Origin of the sequence: Streptomyces nymphaeiformis (assembly GCF_014203895.1) — a bacterium.
Classification (GTDB): Bacteria; Actinomycetota; Actinomycetes; order Streptomycetales; family Streptomycetaceae; genus Streptomyces; species Streptomyces nymphaeiformis.
In genome coordinates, this window is sequence record NZ_JACHJY010000025.1 from 1 (window position 1) to 17,888 (window position 17,888).

Annotated in this window: 14 protein-coding genes and 4 pseudogenes; 13 read left to right on the forward strand and 5 right to left on the reverse strand. The window is 68.7% G+C overall.

Going from position 1 to position 17,888, the window contains the following annotated elements; translation table 11 throughout:
* Positions 1-306 precede the first annotated feature (306 nt).
* The 6 genes and pseudogenes from GGE06_RS41770 to GGE06_RS41790 all read left to right on the forward strand — a co-directional run.
* Positions 307-1,104, forward strand: a pseudogene (locus GGE06_RS41770) (polysaccharide lyase family protein); the annotation flags it as partial.
* On the forward strand, positions 1,084-1,494 hold the full coding sequence (locus GGE06_RS43300; RefSeq protein ID WP_246533100.1) for a carbohydrate-binding protein: 411 nt from the start codon (positions 1,084-1,086) through the stop codon (positions 1,492-1,494). The pseudogene GGE06_RS41770 and the gene GGE06_RS43300, both read left to right, overlap by 21 nt.
* A 663-nt stretch (positions 1,495-2,157) precedes the next feature.
* Positions 2,158-2,403: a hypothetical protein gene (locus GGE06_RS41775; protein ID WP_312883495.1), complete on the forward strand. Its 246-nt coding sequence runs from the start codon at positions 2,158-2,160 to the stop codon at positions 2,401-2,403.
* A gap of 121 nt (positions 2,404-2,524) precedes the next feature.
* Positions 2,525-3,902, forward strand: a pseudogene (locus GGE06_RS41780) (IS1380 family transposase).
* 294 nt (positions 3,903-4,196) lie between these two features.
* A complete protein-coding gene (locus GGE06_RS41785; protein WP_184933307.1) occupies positions 4,197-4,892 on the forward strand; it encodes a DUF4232 domain-containing protein in 696 nt (231 codons plus the stop codon).
* A 111-nt stretch (positions 4,893-5,003) separates the two neighbouring features.
* Complete coding sequence (locus GGE06_RS41790) at positions 5,004-5,489, forward strand: hypothetical protein (protein WP_184933308.1); 486 nt, start codon at positions 5,004-5,006, stop codon at positions 5,487-5,489.
* On the opposite strand, the pseudogene GGE06_RS41795 reads toward GGE06_RS41790, so the two are convergent.
* Positions 5,482-6,687 (reverse strand): annotated as a pseudogene (locus GGE06_RS41795) (IS110 family RNA-guided transposase). The gene GGE06_RS41790 and the pseudogene GGE06_RS41795 sit on opposite strands and share 8 nt — an antisense overlap.
* A gap of 466 nt (positions 6,688-7,153) precedes the next feature.
* Between GGE06_RS41795 and GGE06_RS41800 the strand changes: the two are divergent.
* Both GGE06_RS41800 and GGE06_RS41805 read left to right on the forward strand, forming a co-directional pair.
* The gene (locus tag GGE06_RS41800) at positions 7,154-8,089 is read left to right on the forward strand and encodes a MerR family transcriptional regulator (protein WP_184933309.1); all 936 of its coding nucleotides are present in this window, start codon (positions 7,154-7,156) and stop codon (positions 8,087-8,089) included.
* A 54-nt stretch (positions 8,090-8,143) separates the two neighbouring features.
* Positions 8,144-8,836 (forward strand): maleylpyruvate isomerase family mycothiol-dependent enzyme, encoded by a 693-nt coding sequence (locus tag GGE06_RS41805; RefSeq protein WP_184933310.1) that lies wholly within the window; start codon positions 8,144-8,146, stop codon positions 8,834-8,836.
* A gap of 92 nt (positions 8,837-8,928) precedes the next feature.
* On the opposite strand, the gene GGE06_RS41810 is transcribed toward GGE06_RS41805, so the two are convergent.
* The gene (locus GGE06_RS41810) at positions 8,929-9,336 is read right to left on the reverse strand and encodes a winged helix-turn-helix transcriptional regulator (RefSeq protein WP_184933311.1); all 408 of its coding nucleotides are present in this window, start codon (positions 9,334-9,336) and stop codon (positions 8,929-8,931) included.
* 139 nt (positions 9,337-9,475) lie between these two features.
* Between GGE06_RS41810 and GGE06_RS41815 the strand changes: the two genes are divergently transcribed.
* Complete coding sequence (locus GGE06_RS41815; RefSeq protein ID WP_116165084.1) at positions 9,476-9,949, forward strand: SRPBCC domain-containing protein; 474 nt, start codon at positions 9,476-9,478, stop codon at positions 9,947-9,949.
* Positions 9,950-10,136: 187 nt separating this feature from the next.
* Here the strand turns inward: GGE06_RS41815 and GGE06_RS41820 are convergent.
* Positions 10,137-10,945: pseudogene (locus GGE06_RS41820) on the reverse strand (IS5 family transposase).
* Positions 10,946-11,266: 321 nt separating this feature from the next.
* Here GGE06_RS41820 and GGE06_RS41825 point away from each other — a divergent pair.
* Both GGE06_RS41825 and GGE06_RS41830 read left to right on the forward strand, forming a co-directional pair.
* Positions 11,267-11,692, forward strand: coding sequence for a hypothetical protein (locus GGE06_RS41825; protein ID WP_184933312.1), 426 nt, complete (start codon positions 11,267-11,269; stop codon positions 11,690-11,692).
* 31 nt (positions 11,693-11,723) lie between these two features.
* Positions 11,724-12,161, forward strand: coding sequence for a cytidine deaminase family protein (locus GGE06_RS41830; RefSeq protein WP_184933313.1), 438 nt, complete (start codon positions 11,724-11,726; stop codon positions 12,159-12,161).
* A 134-nt stretch (positions 12,162-12,295) separates the two neighbouring features.
* On the opposite strand, the gene GGE06_RS41835 is transcribed toward GGE06_RS41830, so the two are convergent.
* A complete protein-coding gene (locus GGE06_RS41835; RefSeq protein ID WP_184933314.1) occupies positions 12,296-12,925 on the reverse strand; it encodes a class I SAM-dependent methyltransferase in 630 nt (209 codons plus the stop codon).
* A gap of 496 nt (positions 12,926-13,421) precedes the next feature.
* On the reverse strand, positions 13,422-14,549 hold the full coding sequence (locus GGE06_RS41840; RefSeq protein ID WP_184933315.1) for an NADH:flavin oxidoreductase: 1,128 nt from the start codon (positions 14,547-14,549) through the stop codon (positions 13,422-13,424).
* Positions 14,550-14,667: 118 nt separating this feature from the next.
* Between GGE06_RS41840 and GGE06_RS41845 the strand changes: the two genes are divergently transcribed.
* Both GGE06_RS41845 and GGE06_RS41850 read left to right on the forward strand, forming a co-directional pair.
* Positions 14,668-15,102 (forward strand): MarR family winged helix-turn-helix transcriptional regulator, encoded by a 435-nt coding sequence (locus tag GGE06_RS41845; protein ID WP_246533099.1) that lies wholly within the window; start codon positions 14,668-14,670, stop codon positions 15,100-15,102.
* Between the two features lie 30 nt (positions 15,103-15,132).
* Positions 15,133-15,273, forward strand: coding sequence for an ATP-binding protein (locus GGE06_RS41850; RefSeq protein WP_184933317.1), 141 nt, complete (start codon positions 15,133-15,135; stop codon positions 15,271-15,273).
* The last annotated feature ends 2,615 nt before the right edge of the window (positions 15,274-17,888 follow it).

The following is a 17,888-nucleotide window of genomic DNA, read 5'->3' on the forward strand; positions in this document are numbered from 1 at the left end:
TGACACCACCAGACGATCGAACACTCCCGCCCCGGAACTCCCTGCCCGGGGCGGGAACACCAGGTGCCGTCCGGCATGGGGGCCGACCAGCCCCGTACGACCCGACCAGAGCGAATCAGCCGGTCCGCGCACGTCCTCACGAAGATCACGGCCTCATGGCACGGCGGACCCGACGGCCCGGCCCGGACGGGGCGACGATGTCCGATGCGTCGAGCCCCCGGCCGTCCTGTCAGCCGCACCGCCGCACCCGCCGGCCTCTCGGCGCGAGCCGCACCGCCCTCTCCTCCGACCCCCGTGGAGTCCCCCATGAACAGGCCATCCCGTCGTACCGTCCTCGGCGCCGCCCTCACCGCGGCCGCCACCGCGGCGCTGCCCCGCACCAGCGCCTCGGCCGCAACCCTGAGCGTCTCCAGCTGGCAGCAGCGCTGGTCGCCCTCGGCCGCCGCCGACGGCCTCGCCGCCTTCGAGACCGTCGAGGACGACCGCGCCGACTCCCACCCGGCCGGCGCCCCGCACATCCGCGTCGAGGACGACAACTTCCGCTGGAACATGCACATGGTCGACCGCGACACCTCCACCGACCGACAGCGCCACGAGGTCACCGGCATGCGTACCCCGGTCGGCGGCACCTACCTCCAGTGGCTGCCCGGCGAGACCTGGCGGACCACCTACTCCATGTACATCCCGTCCTCGCTGAAGGCGACCACCACCTTCACCCACATCATGCAGATGAAGGAGCCAGGCACCGGTTCCTCGCCGATCGTGGTCCAGTCGCTGCGCCGGGTGGGCACCGCACAGACCATCGAACTCCAACTCCCGGTCAGCGGCGTCTCGGTGGGAAGCACCAGCCTCGACCCGCTGCACGACCGGTGGGTCGACGTGGACTTCCAGATCAAGGTGGGGGACGGCGCCTCGGGATCGGTCCGCTGGGTCCTCCGCAGCGCCGGCACCACGCTCATCGATGTCACGAAGAACGGCGTCGACACGTTCCTCGCCGACCGGGTGCGGCCCAAGTGGGGCATCTACCGATCGCTCGGGGACACCTCCGGCTCCCTCCAGGACTGCTACCTGCTGACCACCGGGATGCGCGGCTACCAATTGGTCTCCGGCGGCTCCGGCGTCTACCAGGCCGAGGAGGCCCGGATCTCGCAGGGCGTCGTCGAGAACAACCACACCGGCTACAGCGGCACTGGATTCGTCAACCTCGCCAACATCGCGGGCAGTTACGCCGAGTGGACGATTCAGTCCGGCACCGCGGTCGGCGCCACCCTGGACCTGCGCTACGCCAACGGCACCACCATGGACAGGCCGATGGACATCATTGTCAACGGCACCCGGATCGCGACCGGACGCTCCTTCCCGCCCACCGCGAACTGGGACACCTGGACGACTACCTCACTCCCGATCACACTCAAGGCCGGAACCAACACCATCCGCGCCATCTCCACCACCGGCGACGGCGGCCCCAACCTCGACAAGATCACCATCCACTGACGGTGCCTCTCCCTGCCCGCCCAGCCTGGCAGGGGAACCACCGTGGACCACCGTTTCCCCGGCGGGCCGCAGGGTACGGATGCACAGCCAGGCACCGAGCGGTGGGTCCGCTCCGTCGCCGCCGCCCTCGCGGGGGAGCACGAGGCCGCCCGCGTCGAACTCGCTCTCCCCGGGACCGGCGTCTGCGGCGGTGCCGTCCTCTACGACAAACCTGCTGCACCAGCATCGGGCGACGGAGGTTGCTGCTCGGCGCCCGCGCCGCAGCTCATCACCCTCGGTACCCCCACCACCGGCGAATCCTGCTCGCCCAGCGCTGCCGAGTGGAGGTCCTGGTCGTCTATGGAGCGAACTGAAGCGATGGCTGCCGCCCCACGGGGCGGCAGCCATCGCTTCAGTTTCGGCAGTCGCAGCCGGTCAGGTTCATCTAGCCTCGGGCTTTCACGAGCGGGCTTGTGCGGGTCTTCATCAGATAGGCGAAGAGTACTGCTGACCTGCAACGATGTCCGAACCCCCGTCGGCGGTGCGGGGACTTGTAGGCGCCCGCAAAATGGCTGGTCACGGGTGCGGCCTGTGCAGGACCCTGAGCGTATGCCTCGACGTCTGATGTTTGTGCAGTTGAAGACTGGCTACGACACCGACCGCGGACCTTCATGGATCGGGTGGGTGGACTTCTCGAAGACCTGGAGTACTGCGTACTTTCACGGCAGGACCCTGCGCAGGGCACCGGGGATGTTCGATGCGAACTTCTACGACGTGCAGACCGACGAGGAGTTCTGGGTCTCCGGGCCGAAGCGGGACCGCACCGACACCCGCTACGGCCCCGCCAACCCCGAAATCGAGCCGGGCGCCGTTACGACCTATCACGCCTTCCTGGACGGCGCGCCCCTGCCGGGCCGGGAAAACGGTTAGCCCCGGGCCTTGCGAGCGGCCTCGTCCAGTCCTTGATCAGATAGGCGAAGAGTGCTGCTGACCTGCAACGATGGGACTTTTCTAGGGCCCTGTCCGCTGCAAGGAAAGAAGCACTCTCCAGGTGAACAAGCGTATCGGGTCGTATCCCCATCTCCGCGTTCAGGTCGGCGGGAGCGGGGTGGTCTCGCAGGCCGGTGGGGTACTGCTGGTGAAGACCGTCCACCAGGCGGGGTTGGATACGGCGATGTCGGCGGCACTGGCGCCGTGGCGCAAGCCACAGGCGGTGCACGACCCGGGCAAGGTGCTGCTGGACCTCGCCCTGGCGGTGGCGCTGGGCGGGGACTGCCTCTCGGACGTGGCGGTACTGCGGGCCGAGCCACAGGTGTTCGGGCCGGTGGCCTCCGACCCCACAGTCTCGCGTCTCATTGGCACCCTGGCCACGGCCGGGCCCCGCGCGCTGACGGCGATCCGCCGAGCCAGGGCCGAAGTCCGCAAGCGGGTATGGAAGTTGGCCGGCATCAACGCTCCCGACGTGGGTGGACAGATCATCGTGGACATCGACGGGGTGCTGGTCCTGGCGCACTCCGAGAAGCAGGACGCCACCGCGACCTGGAAGCGAACCTTCGGGCACCACCCCCTGGTCGCATTCGTCGACCACGGAGCTGCCGGGTCCGGAGAGCCGGTGGCCGGGCTGCTGCGACCGGGCAACGCCGGCAGCAACACCGCAGCCGACCACGTCACCACCACGAAGATGGCCCTGGCCCAGTTGCCCAAGCAGCACCGGCGCGGACGACGGACCCTGATTCGCACCGACTCCGCCGGCGGCACCCACGAGTTCCTCGACTGGCTCACGGCGCGCGGCCGGTGGCTGTCCTACTCGGTCGGGATGACGATCACCGACGCCGTCCACCGCGCCGTGCTCCAGGTCCCCGCCTCGACCTGGACGGCGGCGGTCGAGCCCGACGGCCAGGTCCGCCACGGCGCCTGGGTGGCCGAGCTGGCCGGCGACGTCCTCAAGGGCTGGCCGACCGGGATGCGGCTGATCGTCCGCAAGGAACGGCCCCACCCCAGCGCCCAGTTGAGGTTCACCGACGCCGACGGGATGCGCCTGACCTGCTTCGCCACCAACACCACCGGCACCCGCGATCGCGGCCCTGGAGCTGCGGCACCGCCAGCGCGCCCGCGCCGAGGACCGGATCCGTGCAGCCCGCGACACCGGTCTGCGCAACCTCCCCCTGCACCACACCGCGCAGAACCAGGTCTGGCTGGAGATCGTCCAACTGGCCCTGGACCTCCTCGCATGGATGCCGCTGCTCGCCCTGACCGGCACCGCCCGGCGCTGGGAACCCAAACGCCTGCGGCTGCGACTGTTCTCCGCCGCGGGTCACCTGGTCACCGCCGGACGCCGACCCATTCTCCGCCTTGCCCGCCACTGGCCCTGGGCCGATGTGATCACCACTGCCTTCACCAGGCTGCAAGCACTGCCGCATCACGGCTGACCCGCAACAACGACCTACCCCGACGAGCAACTGAACGCCCCCGGATTCGTAGAATCCGGCGCCCACCCGACGCGACAGCCGGGCCATCGACGCGCCTATCATCAGCCTGACAAGCGGAAACGGCCCGCCGGAAGAACCGACGGACCGTCATGAAAGATCGAGGCTAGCCGCCGGGGCGCGGCCCCATCTGTGACTGAACGCGGACATGGTCGCTGACGGTTCGTAACTAACTGCGCGGTACAAATAAGTACGTACCACGGCATCACCCAGACCGCACCGCATCCCGGGGGAATCATGCTGCACACCCGCAAGGCCGTCGCCGCCGCCATCGGCCTCGTGGCCGCACTCTCGCTCACCGCCTGCAACGGCGACGACAACGCGTCGGGCAGCACGCAGGCCAGCCCCACCGCGTCGGCGGACAAGGCGGGCGGCGCCGGCGGGGCGGACCAGGCGGACCAGAGCGCCGACACCGGCACCGGCGGGAGCGACCAGAGCGCCGACACCAGCGCCGGCGGGAGCGACCAGGGCGCCGACACCAGCACCGGTGACAACAGCGACGGCAAGGTCGACATCTGCCGCACCGACGAGCTCGAGGTCGCCGCCGCCGACAACACCACGGACAAGACGGAAGGCGTCGTCACCGTCTCCTTCAAGAACAGCGGCGGCAGCAACTGCCGCATCAGCGGCTTCGCGGGTGTCGACCTGAAGACGTCCCTGGGCGACACCTTCTCCGTGGCCCGCAACGGCGAGCAGGCCCTGCCGCAGATCCTCAAGGAGGGCGAGACCGCCGCCTTCAACATCACGTTCCCGGTCAACAACAGCGGCGGCTCTGGCGTGCAGCCGACCGACATCGTGGTGACGCCCCCGAACGAGACCAAGCACGTCACCCTGAAGTGGCCGGCGGGCACGCTCCCCGTCACCGACGGCGAGGACAGCGGGAAGCTGGAGATCAGCCCGGTGGGCAAGGTCAGCGACTCACCGGCCGGCTGACCCCGCCCCCGCCCCACTGGCCCCCGCTCAGGAACTGCTGCGGGGGCCCCTATGTCTTTGGTCAAGGGAAACGGGGGTGCGGTGGGTCGTGAGCCGGGGCAGCATGGCGGGGTGGCTGATCTGCTGTGGGATGACGTGAAGTGCTTCTTCGACCCGGACTTGATGGGGTCGTTGCCGGACGTGCGTGTCCCGGATGTCTCGGTGGAGGACTGGCAGACGGTCCTCGATCTTGTCGTGGAGAAGGGCTGGAAGTGCCAATACTCCGAGGGAGAGAGGGTGCTTCCAGCGCCTCGGGCGGAGGCCGTGCTGTCCCGTCCGGCGGATGCCGAGTGCCCGGACCTGCGGGTCTGGCCGGCTGCCGATGTGTTGGCGATCTTCCGTTTCCATGCCAACGATGAAGTCGACTTTGACGTCGATCTGCGGGAGTTGCAGGGCCAGGAACGACTTGATGTGTTCTGCGGCTTCCTTCGGGAGATCGGGCGGCGGCTGGGCAAGCCGGTGCTGATGGACCCGGAAGGCGACTCCGGCCATCCGGTGCTCGGCTTCGACGTCGGGGCCGACCGAGTCGTTCTCCTCGCAGACCCGCAGGTCAGGTGACCGCGGCCGACGGCTGCGGTTTGTAGAAGGTTCCGTTGCGGAGCATCGCGAACAGGACGTCGGCTCGTCGTCGGGCGAGGCAGAGCAGGGCCTGGGTGTGGTGCTTTTCCCGGGCGATCTTCTTGTCGTAGTAGGCCCGCGATGCCGGGTCGCCCAGGGCGGCGAACGCGGAGAGGAAGAAGGCCTGTTTGAGCTGCTTGTTTCCCCGCCTGGAGGGCTGTTCGCCGCGGATCGAGGAGCCCGAGCTCCGGGTGGCGGGGGCGAGTCCGGCGTAGGCGGCGAGGTGGCCGGCGGTCGGGAAGGCGTTGCCGTCGCCGACCTCGATCAGGATCCGGGCTTCGGTCCTGACGCCGGCTCCCGGCATCGACGTCAGGACCTTGGACAGAGGGTGGGTCTCCAGGAGTTCCTCGATCCGTCCGGCCAGCAGCTTGCGCTGGTCAAGGACGGCGGCCAGGGAGGCGGCCAGGCTCGGGACGATCAGCGCGGCCGCCTCGGTCCCCGGAACGGTCACGGTCTGCTCGTCCAGGGCGTCGAATATGTCCTCGACCAGCTGCTCGGCCATCCGCGGCGCCTTCGGCCGCAGCGGCGTGACCAGCCGCCGACGGCCCGCCTTGCGGATCTGGGCCGGAGACCCGAACCGTTCCAGCAGGGCCAGAACGGCCGGATGCTGCAACCGCGGCCCCAGCACGCGCTCCAGCGAGGGATGGATCTGGGTGAGCAGGCCGTGCAGCCGGTTCGCGACCCGGGTGGCCTCGCCGGCCAGGTCGTCGTCGAACCCGACGATCATCTCCAGCTCGGCGATCGTCTCGTCTTCGCCGTCGATCGCCCGCAGCGTGTGGGGTATCGCGCGGGCCGCTTCGGCGATGATGAACGCGTCCTTCGCGTCGGTCTTGGCTTCGCCCGGGTAGAGGTCGGTGATCCGCCGCATCGTCAGACCGGGCAGGTAGGCGACCGGGCAGCCCATGTCCCTCGCGACGGCCAGTGGCAGGGCTCCGATCGAGGCCGGCTAGTCGACCACGACCAGCACCGTTCCGTGCTTGGCCTGGAGCTTCGCGAATATCTCCCGGAGCTTGGGTTCGGTGTTGGGCAGGCGCTTGTCGAAGGCTTTCTTCCCGGTTGGTGTGACGGCGGTGGCGTGGTGTTCGCTCTTGCCGACGTCCAGTCCGAGGAAGACGTCGATGGTGCTGGTGTCGATCACGTGCAGGCCCCTCCCTCACGCTCTCGTGCGGCCTTGCCTGGGCACCGATCTGCCACATCCACGTTACGGAGAGCACTTCCGGCTCAGGTGAAGCCGATGCTCAAGCCCTTCATCAGCGGTCCGTCGATGCCTCCGGGCCCGGTGGCACCACCCCCCCCGGATCATGAACAACAAGGGGGGAAGTCATGCCGGACCCGAAGGCCGGAGGCCCCATTGCGGAGCCACGAAGAAGGTAACGGGGGGCCTGAGGACGCGGGCGAACTCGGCGGCGCCCTGGGCCAGGGCGCAAGCGGTGGCACATGTCGCTGCCATCGCTCGCCCGGTGCCTGGAAGGTGTGTGCCCGTCGTCCTGGCGGTCGAAGGAGACCAGATAGGGCCTGTGCAGCATCTCGGCGTCCCCCGGAGCGGAGCCTCAGCTGGGAATAGCCTTGAGTCTCCAGTGACTGGAGACAGCAGAGTTGGGGACATGGACGCTACGACCCTCTACTCGATCGGGGAGCTCTCCCGGCGGACCGGCTTGCCCGTGAGGACCATCCGGTTCTACTCCGATTCAGGGGTGGTAGCGCCAACCACCCGAAGTCCCGCCGGGTATCGGCTCTACGACCTCGATGCTTTGCTTCGTCTGGAACTCCTCCGCACGCTGCGCGAACTGGGCATGGACCTGGCCACGATTCAACGGGTACTGGACCGCGAGCTCTCGGTGGCAGAAGTCGCTGCGGCGCACGCCGACGCCATGGACGTCCAGATCCGCGTGCTGCAACTGCGTCGGAGCGTTCTGCGAGTCGTGGCCACACGCGGGTCCGATCCCGAGGAGACCAAGCTCATGCACAGGCTCACCCAGCTGTCCGGTGAAGAACGCCGACGTTTGATCGACGATTTCATTGATGGCACCTTCGGCACAGTGGATGCCCCAGCCGTAGTGGCCATGGTTCGCGCTGCCGCTCCCGACCTCCCCGATGATCCGTCCAGCGAGCAGGTCGCCGCGTGGGTGGAACTCGTCGAGCTGGTCAGCGACGAGGACTTCCAGGCCCGGATGCGCCGGACGGCCATGTACCAGGCTGCCGGACGCATGCTCGACATCGAGAGCAAGGCCGGCGAGCAACTGATGACGTTCACTCGTCAGAAGGTGGCCGAGGCCATGGAGTCGGGCATCGACCCGCTCAACGACAGGGCCGCCCTCATCATCAGCGACGTTGTACACCGCTTCGCCGAGGTGTTCGCGCGCGTCCCTGACAAGGAATTCCGGGACTGGATGGCCCAGCAGTTCGAAGAGGCGCACGATCCCAGGGTGGACCGGTACTGGCGGCTGGTTTGGATCGTCAACGGCTGGGACGTGGTACCGAACCTGATCCCGGTATACCCCTGGCTCATCCAGGCCCTGCGAAATGACCACGCCGCCTAGTCACTACCAGAAGCCGTGGCGGGCCGCTCGCACCACATCCGCTAGGTTCACCGCATGGAACCCTCATCGCTCCTTGGCCACCTGCGCAGCGAGCTGGACGCCTTCCGGGACTGCCTCGACGGCGACCTGGCTGCCCCTGTCGTGCACTGCGGCGACTGGACGCTGCTGGATCTCGCAGGGCACTTGGGCGGTTCGAACCTCTGGGCGGCCGCCGCCGTCACCGAGAACCGCGGCGACTACGAAGCGCCGGCCGCACCAGGTGAGCGCGCCGCCCTGGTGCGGTGGTTCGAAGGCACGTCGCGGAACCTGTACGAGGCGCTCGACACCGATCCGGGCACACCCGCGTGGACATTTCACCCGCCGCACACCGTTGGCTTCTGGCAGCGGCGCCGGTGCCTGGAAGCGCTCGTCCACCGCTGGGACGCCGAGCTCGCGGTGGGTATCCCGCGACCGCTCGACGCGGAACTCGCCGGCGAAGGGGTCGCCGAGGTCTTCGACACGATGGCGCCGAGGCAGGTCGACCGGGGACGCGCCCGGTCGCCCGAGGCCGCTCTGCGCCTGACCGCCACGGACACCGGCGCCAGCTGGGACTACGGCCCCGGCGCCCCCGTGGCCGAACTCGCCGCGCCGGCCGAATCGTTGCTGCTCATGCTGTGGGGCCGGGCGCCTCTCGACGGAGGGGCGTTCGTGTGGAACGGGGACGAGGAGGCGGGGCGGCGGATCCTGCGGGGGCCGTTGACCGCCTGATGCGTGGCCCCGGCCGCGGGGACCAAGGAGCGTGGTGACGCCTGCCGCCGCGTCCCCGACGGTCGCGGCGGCGCGGTGGTGGCAGGCGCTGCTCACTTCGGATCGGTTGCAGCGCCGTCGAAGCCGTCGCGGTTGCGGGCGATCTCTACTTGGTGGTCCTGGACCCAGCGCACGACGTGCGTGACGGCGTCGCCGAGCGATCGGCCCAGCGGGGTCAGCGCGTACTCGACCCGAGGCGGTACCTCGGCGTACGCAGTGCGCGTGACGAGGCCGTCGCGCGTGAGTGGGCGGAGCGTCTGGCTCAGCATGCGCTGGGAGACGCCGGCGATCCGCTCGTGCAGGGCCGTGAAGCGCAGCGGTTCCTCCGCGAGCGCGGTGATGACCAGGACGGTCCACTTGTCGCCGACCCGGCCGAGCACGTCACGTACGAGTTCGATGGTCGTCGCGCACTCCGGAGCAACCCCGTCGGTCACCAGCTGGGAACGCAGCGCAGCCCTCATCCTTCTGTTCCCTTCCCGTGCGTAGCTGACATGAAAGTGCGTGAGCGCGGGCCCTTGAACGCGGCGGCCGCGCCCACGTTACATACGGATCATCCCTGGGCGCCTGCCCGATCCGCCGCGATGTCACATGAGGGAAACCATGGCCTGCAAGGATGCCGTTGCACACGACACGTTCACGATCGAACTCCACCTGGCCGCACCCCCCGGCTCGGTCTTCGAGGCATTCGCCGACACGCCGAGGCGACGCCGGTGGTTCAAGCTGCCAGGCAGGCAGGTGTCGTACGACCACGACTTCACGGTGAACGGAGGCGAGTCCGCGACGAGTGTCTTCACGGTGCCGGACGCCGCGCCGGAGCGGCTCGCGTACGCGTCCCGGTATCTCGACATCGTGCCGGGTTCGAGGATCGTCTACGCATACACCTCTCACGTGGACGGCGTCCCGCGCTGGAGCTCGCTGGTGACCGTCGAACTGGAACCGGAAGCCGACGGCACTCACCTGCGTTGGACCGAGCAGGCTGCCTTCCTGACCCGGTCCGCGGAACCCGAGCACGACCTTCCCCACCTGCGCGGCGCCACCCGCCTGCGGTTGAACGGTCTCGCGGCGGTGTTGTGACCGCCAGCCGTGGGGCCACGTGACGATGTCTGGATCGTGTTCGGCCTGCGGCTGTCGTCGGTCTACAGAAGGACGACGCACCCTCGCCGCTCCAGTTCGGTCAGCAGCGGAGGGGAGGGCTCGCAGGTGTTCCAGCGCAGGTCGAGCTTTTCCAACACGGGCATGTCGGCGACCCAGTGAGCCTCTTTCATCCTGAATAGCCGCAGGTCAGCAATGTGTGGACGGCCTGGACGATGGTTCCGATGCGGCGGGTGGAGCATCGCGCCCGGCGGAGCAGTCGCCAGGACTTCAGCTGCGCGAAGGCGCGTTCTCCCGGGGCCCTCAGTCTGGCGTGGTCTCGGTTGAACCGCTGGTAGTGCTCGGGTTGTTCGCGGTGGTGGTAGTACGGGGTGCGGAACGTGGCGCCGGCGCCCTGGTAGGCACGGTCCGCGAGGACGAGGATCTGCAGGGTGAGACAGGCCTGGACGACGGCGGTGGGCGCGGGCCGCGGTCAGGTCGTGGGTGCGGCCCGGCGTCGCGCGGGAGAACCACAGCGGTGTGCTGTCGGGCCGGGCGATGACCTGCACGTTCATCCCGTGCTTGCGGTGCTTCATCGAGTAATACGGCTCGTCCACGCGGATCCGGTCGATCGGGACCAGGGTGCCGTCGACGATGACATGGTCGCCCTCGCCGAGGCCGGTGAGGGCTTCATGAAGGCCGGGCGCCCAGGAAGCCAGGACCTCCAGGGCCTCGTCGACGTACCGCCAGGCAGTGGCCTGGGATATCCCGAAACCGGATCCGAGCTGCGAGAACGTCTCGTTCTTCCGCAGATGGACCAGCGTGATCAGCGCCTGCTGGAAGCAGCCGAGCTTACGCCAGCGGGTGTTGCGGGCCCGGTGGTGCTCGTACAGCAGCCAGGCAACATGCTCAACCAGCTCGTACGGGACGTCGAGCGTGGCAGGATACGGAAACCTTCAGGGCCCCTTCGGTCGCCGGTGTGATGAGTGGAATCACCACGCCAACGACGAGGGGCCCTGCCTCGTCACACGCGCTGACCAGCCCATTTCACCCTTCAGCACAGGATGAAAGAGGCTCAGTGACGGTACGTCGGATCGGGGTGTTTTCGCTGTTCGGGCGTTGAGTGAGGGTGTGGCTTGCTGTCGTGGGGCGGTATCTGCCCTGGGTACAGCTGTCGTGGGGTGGTACATCCCGCTGTGCTCTGCTGTCTTGGGAACGGCACTTCTGATCCTTCCGAGGGGTGCGCGGCTGCACCGTGGCGGTATCGGTGCCCGCGGCAAGAGGTGTGAGGGTGGGGTGGGGGTGTCCAGGCCGGGGCTGGTGGCACGGCTGCTGGAGCTCGATGTGCCCGGTGCGCTGACTGCGGCCCATGTGCGGGCGACCGTTCAGGCTGGCGGGGTGAGTGTGCGCTGGTGCAAGCGGGCGGGAACGTGTCGGCGTTGCACCGGCACCTGGAGGCGGCTGGCAACGCTCTGCTCGCCACCGCTGGCCAGGAAGAATTGCCGGCGGGTCGGCACCTGGGCGGCAGCGAACGACGTCGAGATCGCCTACGCCCCTACCGGCTGCTCCTGGCTGAACCGCATCGAGGCCCCGTTCGCCGCGCTGTGCTGCTTCACCCTGGACGGCGCCGACCACGCCGATCACAAAGAGCGGGGTGGCATGATCCGCCGCTGCATCATCTGGTGGAACAAGCGCACGGTCGATATTCGCTTGCGGACCGTCGTCGCGCGGGTCAACGTCGCCTGACACCTCACGGCACCTCACGATGGCAGGGAAGATGACCACGCAGACCCCACAGGTAGACCACGAGCTCGTCGAGGCCGCGGCCCACATCGCCCGCACTCGCTGTCGGGGTGACAACCACACCATGGCGGCCGCAGCCCGTGCTCAGGACGGCCGGATCGTCACGGCAGTGAACGCCTACCATTTCACCGGCGGCCCCTGTGCAGAGCTGGTTCTCCTCGGTACGGCGGCCGCCCAGGGCGTCTATGAGCTGGACACGATCGTCGCCGTGGGCGACCGCGACCGAGGGGTCGTTCCCCCGTGCGGACGGTGCCGTCAGGTCCTCCTCGACTACTTCCCGGCCCTGCACGTCATCGTCGGGGCAGGTGAGCGGCTTCGGACCGTCTCCATCACCGATCTGCTTCCCGAAAGCTACATCTGGGCCGACCACCAGCTCGACACTGAGGAATCCGAGCCACTCGGCACGAGCTGACACCGCCAGACATGAACAGGGCGAACGTTGCCTGATGCGGCACTGGGACCTGTCTGGCAATCCGCGTCGGATCGGCGAGCGCCCGCCGGGCCCGGCGGCGTGTCGACCACTTGGCGGGCATTGCCGGGCAGGACCTACGGGCGGCGGGCCAGCAGGTGGGCGTCGAGGAAGCCCCGTTCGGAGGCTGGATCGTGGAGCAGCCGGGCGAAGGGAACGAGTCCGGCATCGGTCAGTAGGTCGGCGAGGCGGTCCGCCGGCCAGCTGTAGGCAGGTGTCACCTTGTGGTCGAACCGGACCGGCTCCGGTCCGTCGGTCCCGAAGAAGGAGACCAGGAGCAGACCACCCGGCGTCAGGACGCGTTCTTGCTCGGCGAGCAGTTCCGGGAGTTCTCCCGGAGGGGTGTGGATCATCGAGTAGTGGGCCAGTACGCCGCCGAGTGCGCCGTCCTCGATCGGCAGGGCCTCCATCCGCGCCTCCTGGAAGCGCAGTGTCGGATGGGCCCGCCGGGCGTGGTCGACCATGCCGGGGGAGAGGTCGAGCCCGAAGGCGTTCAGGCCCAGTTCGTGCAGCATGGCCGTCAGATGTCCGGGCCCGCACCCGACGTCAGCTGCCCGCAGGTTGCCCGTCGCGCGCACCAGTTCGGCGAAGGTGCCGATCATGGCCCGGGCGAACGGTTGTGTCTCCAGCCGGTCCGCGAACAGCGATGCGTACAGCTCGACGACTCCGTCGTAGGCCGCCCTGGTCTCGTCCTGATGATTCGCCACAGGCGGGACTCTATAGCCGGTCTGATCACTGATCTTGTGGCAGGTCGAGGTGAGCTGACGGAGGCGGCGTGGGAGCGAATAGAGCCTCTGTTGCCGCGGGCGGACGGCCCTGCGTTCATTGCGCCAAGGCCTGCGCGGTTCACCTGTTCCCCGCGCCTGCGGGGATGGCCTCCGCCCGTCGGGCTCCCGGGTGGGTTCGTAGCCCTGTTCCCTGCGCCTGCGGGAATGGTCCCGAAGGCCTCGATGGGGAGGAGATACGGAAGCCTGCTCCGGCGTCCGCGGGGATGGTTTTCGTCGTAGGCTTCCGGGGCCGACGCGGACGGGCTGCTCCCCTGCTCCTGCCCGGGGGGCTGTCGGTTGGAGAAGCCCGTGTAGCTGATGATTGCGGGTTGTTCCCCGTAACCGTCGGGTAGCCGGGCGGCGGGCCGTTCGTCGCCCGGCCAGAACGCGAGACGGTTCGCTGGGAGAGGCGGCGAACCGTCACGAGAGTTCGAGGCTAGCTCAGTGTCTTGACCGCGGCCGCGTTGTACGGCTTCAGCTCGTCGGTCCGTCCCGTCAGGACCTTCGCCGCCCATTGCGGGTCCTGGAGCAGCGCGCGGCCGACGGCGACCATGTCGAACTCGTCGCGCTCCAGGCGGTCGAGGAGGTCGTCGATGCCCTGGACCGGGGCGCCCTCGCCCGCGAAGGCGTGGATGAAGTCGCCGTCGAGGCCGACCGAGCCGACGGTGATGGTGGGCCTGCCGGTGAGCTTCTTGGTCCAGCCCGCCAGGTTCAACTCCGAGCCTTCGAACTCGGGTGTCCAGTGGCGGCGGGTGGAGGCGTGGAATACGTCGACGCCGGCGGCGGTGAGCGGGGTCAGGATCGCCTCCAGCTCCTCGGGGGTTTCGGCGAGCCGCGCGTCGTAGGCGTCCTGCTTCCACTGCGAGAAGCGGAAGATCACCGGGAAGCCGGGCGAGACGGTCTCGCGGACCGCGGTCACGATCTCGGCCGCGAACTTCGTACGGGCCACAGGGTCGCCGCCATAGGCGTCGGTACGGCGGTTCGTCCCAGCCCACAGGAACTGGTCGAGGAGGTAGCCGTGGGCGCCGTGCAGTTCGACGCCGTCGAATCCGATGCGCTCGGCGGCCGCGGCGGCCTCGGCGAAGGCACTGATGACGTCGTCCAGGTCGCTCTGGGTCATGGTCTTGCCCGTGCCCTCGGTGCCGTCGGGGCGGATGCCGGAGGGGCCCATCGCCGGGGCATCGGGGTAGGGAGCCTGGCCCTGCTCGCGCACCATGCCGATGTGCCACAGCTGCGGCACGATCGTGCCGCCCGTCGCGTGCACGGCCTCGGCGACCTTCGCCCATCCCGCGAGCTGCTCCTCGCCGTGGAAGCGCGGCACACGGTCGCTCTGCCCGGCCGACTCGTGGCCGACGTAGGTCCCCTCGGTGACGATCAGGCCCACGCCGGCGGCGGCGCGGCGGGCGTAGTACGACCGCACGTCCTCGCCGGGGACTCCGCCGGGGGAGAACATACGCGTCATGGGCGCCATCGCGATGCGGTTCGGGACGGTCAGGCCGTTCAGCGTGACGGGCCGGGACAGGATCTCGGCCGCGCGGGAGGTGGGGGACGCGGTGACGGTCACAGGGACGCTCCTCATGGCGACTACTTGACAACCTTGATGCTTGAGAACTTCATGCAACGAGGGGACGGTAGAGCCAAACGCTTGAGATGGTCAAGTATTTCTGGGTAGTGTGGCCTCCATGACAGAAGGCCCCCGCGTCGACACGGCCCGGCTCATGGAGCTGCTCTCCGTGTCGCTCGGCGTCTACTACGGCGATTTCACCGTCGCGGCGGCGAGTGAGAACCTCACGGCGAGCCAGGGCAAGGCACTCACCGTGCTGCGCCGGGGACCCGCCGCGATGCGCACCCTGGCCGAGACCATGGCCTGCGACGCTTCCAACATGACCGGGATCATCGACCGACTGGAGCAGCGAGGCCTGGTGCGACGCGAGGCCGACGCCTCCGACCGGCGCGTCAAGAACGTCACCCTCACGGCCGAGGGCGCACGCATCACCGACGCGATCCGCGCGAAGATGCGCACCACACAGGAGGGCCTGGACAGACTCGACGACCAGGACAGGGACTGCCTGTACACCCTGCTGGAACGGGTCTTCGTCTCCCGGCCCGCCGTCTGACCCCGGCCACCCTCAGCCTCCTCCAAGGCCCTGTTTGCCAGACCTCCCAGCGCCGGCAAGACCGTGTTGCCCATCGCCCTCGGTCGGGCCGCGGTCGACACCGGCCACCGCGTCTACTTCACCACCGCCGCCAAACTTGCGGCCAGATCCCCGCCCGTGCTCGCCCTCTGACCAGGATTGTGCAGCTGTCCAAAACCCTGGTCAGGCCAGGATTCGACGGGCGAATCGGACCCGACGGCTATCACCGAGTCCCGGCCACGATCCACATGGGGCGCTATGCCCTGGAACCCGAGTCATGAGAAGCCCCGTTCCTGCCGACCGGCGAACCCGTCGTGGTGCTTCCCGGCGGGCCTTGTGTCGGCAATCCGCACGGAGACGGATTCCTGACTTCCAAGGGCCCCGAAACGCAATCGTTCTCCATCGCGACGCGCCAGACCTGCTGCCCGATCTTGAGAGAGACCACGCACCATCTGCTCCTCGCACCTGCGGGGATGGTCCCGACATCACCGAACGGGAGGTCGCCGACTGGAACTGCTCCCCGCTTGCGCGGGGATGGTCCCGGGACAGACGCCGGCATGTACGGGCAGTGGAACTGTTCGACCCGCGGTTGCGGGGATGGCCCCCACGTGGATTCCGTGCGTGGCCGCCTCGACGCCTGTTCCCCGTGCGCGTGGGGATGGTCTCCTTTCGGGAGAAGCGTTCCGAGGTCGGCAAGACTGGTCCCTGACCGTGAGGGATGACCCCGGTATGTCGTATGCGGGTTCTACATACAGGCTCCGTATGCGTTTCCCGCATGCGACTGGGGGCGTGTGGGGGTCCGTGCTTCCGCCCGCTACCCGCCCAGTCGCTGGCTCTTGACCTGCCCGAGCCCCTGTACCCGCGCTGTGAGGTCGGCGTGAGCGCAAAAGCCTTCTTCCCGGCCCGTCATCCCATGACCGCTGCTGCGAGTGACCTGTTGGCCCCGGCCAGTCCTCAGACTGTGCCGCCGCACCGTGTCGCGGAGGGCCGTGGGTCACTGTGGCCCCTCTCGTCTTCCGCCGGGGCTTTCTGCCCGCCACTGCGCCCCGCCCATCGTCTGGCTGCCCGCACCGTCTCACCCCTGGCTGGCCGCTGCCCTCGCCGTCGCCGTCTTCACCGGCGCCTATCGTCTCCCGGTTGTACACCGTCCACTGCGACCACTTCGACGCCACCGCTTCCACCCTCACCCTCCACGACAGCTACGCCCGCCCGCCGCCATGGCTTCGCGGCCGACTGCCGCATGTGCATCGTCCCAGCCTGGGCCCACCCTTTCCTACCGGCCTCGGCACCACTTGCTCCGCTGCTCCCCAAACGGCGACGGCCTCCTCCTGCCCGGCTGGCCCCGCATCCTGCCGCCTCTGGCCGACTTTGCTGAACACTGTCGCCTGCGCCTGCCGCAGCCGGCCACGCCCCAACACCTCCTCGCCAGGCGGGGAGCGAGGGAGACGGCCGGTTCGTCCGAGATTCAGTGGTTCGACGGCTGTCTCCATCCCACCTCGAGACGGTCGGTTATGGGCAGTGGCTGTGTTCGGCTGGATGACAGTCGCCGCGCCGGGCCTTCCGAGGTGCTGTCGCCCCCGAGGTCCTGCATGTTTTTGGGTGGGTGATGCGGTTTCTACATACGAGACGGATCGCGTATGCGGTATGCGTTTTCTATATACGCGGGGTGGCTCCCGGGCTGAGGTTGTTGCGCCGGTGTGACTGCGCGCCATGCCCGGTGCGGGCCGTGAGAGCCGCAGGCTCCCGCTCCAGCGGTCTCCGTGCCCGGGTGGCGGCTGCGGCCCCGACGGCAGGGCTGTCCGGCCGTCGGGCGATAGCGCCCCCTCGACGCCGCCGTGCGCACCGCTGCCTGGTGCCCCAGCCTGCTGGGCAGCTTGTGGGGGCCTGCGCCAGAGGATGCTCTGTCTTGTGGTGAGTAGGAGTCCTGTGAGGTCCTCAGGCTGTTATCCCAGGTGGATGGGTGGGCTGAGAGGTTGTGTGGGTGGATCCACCAAGGCCCTCGCACTGAAGCGAGCTGCGTTACCGGGCGAGCAGGCCACCCTCGCGCCCGGCACCCGTCCGCGTGCTGCTGTGCCCTGTTCCCGGAGAGCAGGGATTCTGTGTCTGTAGCGGCCGTGGCTGGGTGCTGCGCCCGGGCCGGTGGGCGTGGGGGTGCGTGGTGGTTCGCCTTATGCGTTTTCTGCATGGGGTGTTGATGGCATGCCAGGAGCCGTGTGCTGTCCGGGTTTTGCGTTTTCGTCATATGGCCGTGTGGGTCGGGTGGTTGGTGGCCGGTGCGGTTTCGGGGTTTCCCATGAGCGTGGTACGGGTGTCACTCCTGTCCGGGCCGCCCTCTCGCCCCATTACGGTCTAGACCACTCTTCCATCCCTGACCCTCACATCATCACTGAGAGTGGTATCTCTCCAGAGCCCGCCGAAGCCACAGACACACCATCCGGCGCGCCCCGACAGCCCCGGCAGGAAACCGAGAAAGAACAGCATCCGCACAGCCGGCCCCGCAGGGGCCGCACCCCGACCCCCACACCCAACACCCCATCAACCACCCACAGAAACAACCAACTTACTGCACCATCACCCGCCGCAGGCGGGCGAGAAACCATACACCACCCCCCCCACCCCCAAACCCGCACCCCTCAATCCACCCCACCACCCCGCAGACACCGAAGGTGACTGCCCCTCCGACAGCCAGCTTGGCGCCGCGCAGCGGCGCCGCAGCACTGGGTTTTACGCATTCACTCCGCGTCGTGTCTCCGCAGGAGACCGCGAGC

Bases quoted from the DNA above. Each gene is read 5' to 3' on its own strand.
- GGE06_RS43300 (WP_246533100.1), top strand. From the start codon at position 1,084: ATGCGCGGCTACCAATTGGTCTCCGGCGGCTCCGGCGTCTACCAGGCC.
- GGE06_RS41785 (WP_184933307.1), top strand. From the start codon at position 4,197: ATGCTGCACACCCGCAAGGCCGTCGCCGCCGCCATCGGCCTCGTGGCC.
- GGE06_RS41800 (WP_184933309.1), top strand. From the start codon at position 7,154: ATGGACGCTACGACCCTCTACTCGATCGGGGAGCTCTCCCGGCGGACC.
- GGE06_RS41805 (WP_184933310.1), top strand. From the start codon at position 8,144: ATGGAACCCTCATCGCTCCTTGGCCACCTGCGCAGCGAGCTGGACGCC.
- GGE06_RS41810 (WP_184933311.1), bottom strand. From the start codon at position 9,336: ATGAGGGCTGCGCTGCGTTCCCAGCTGGTGACCGACGGGGTTGCTCCG.
- GGE06_RS41815 (WP_116165084.1), top strand. From the start codon at position 9,476: ATGGCCTGCAAGGATGCCGTTGCACACGACACGTTCACGATCGAACTC.
- GGE06_RS41830 (WP_184933313.1), top strand. From the start codon at position 11,724: ATGACCACGCAGACCCCACAGGTAGACCACGAGCTCGTCGAGGCCGCG.
- GGE06_RS41845 (WP_246533099.1), top strand. From the start codon at position 14,668: ATGACAGAAGGCCCCCGCGTCGACACGGCCCGGCTCATGGAGCTGCTC.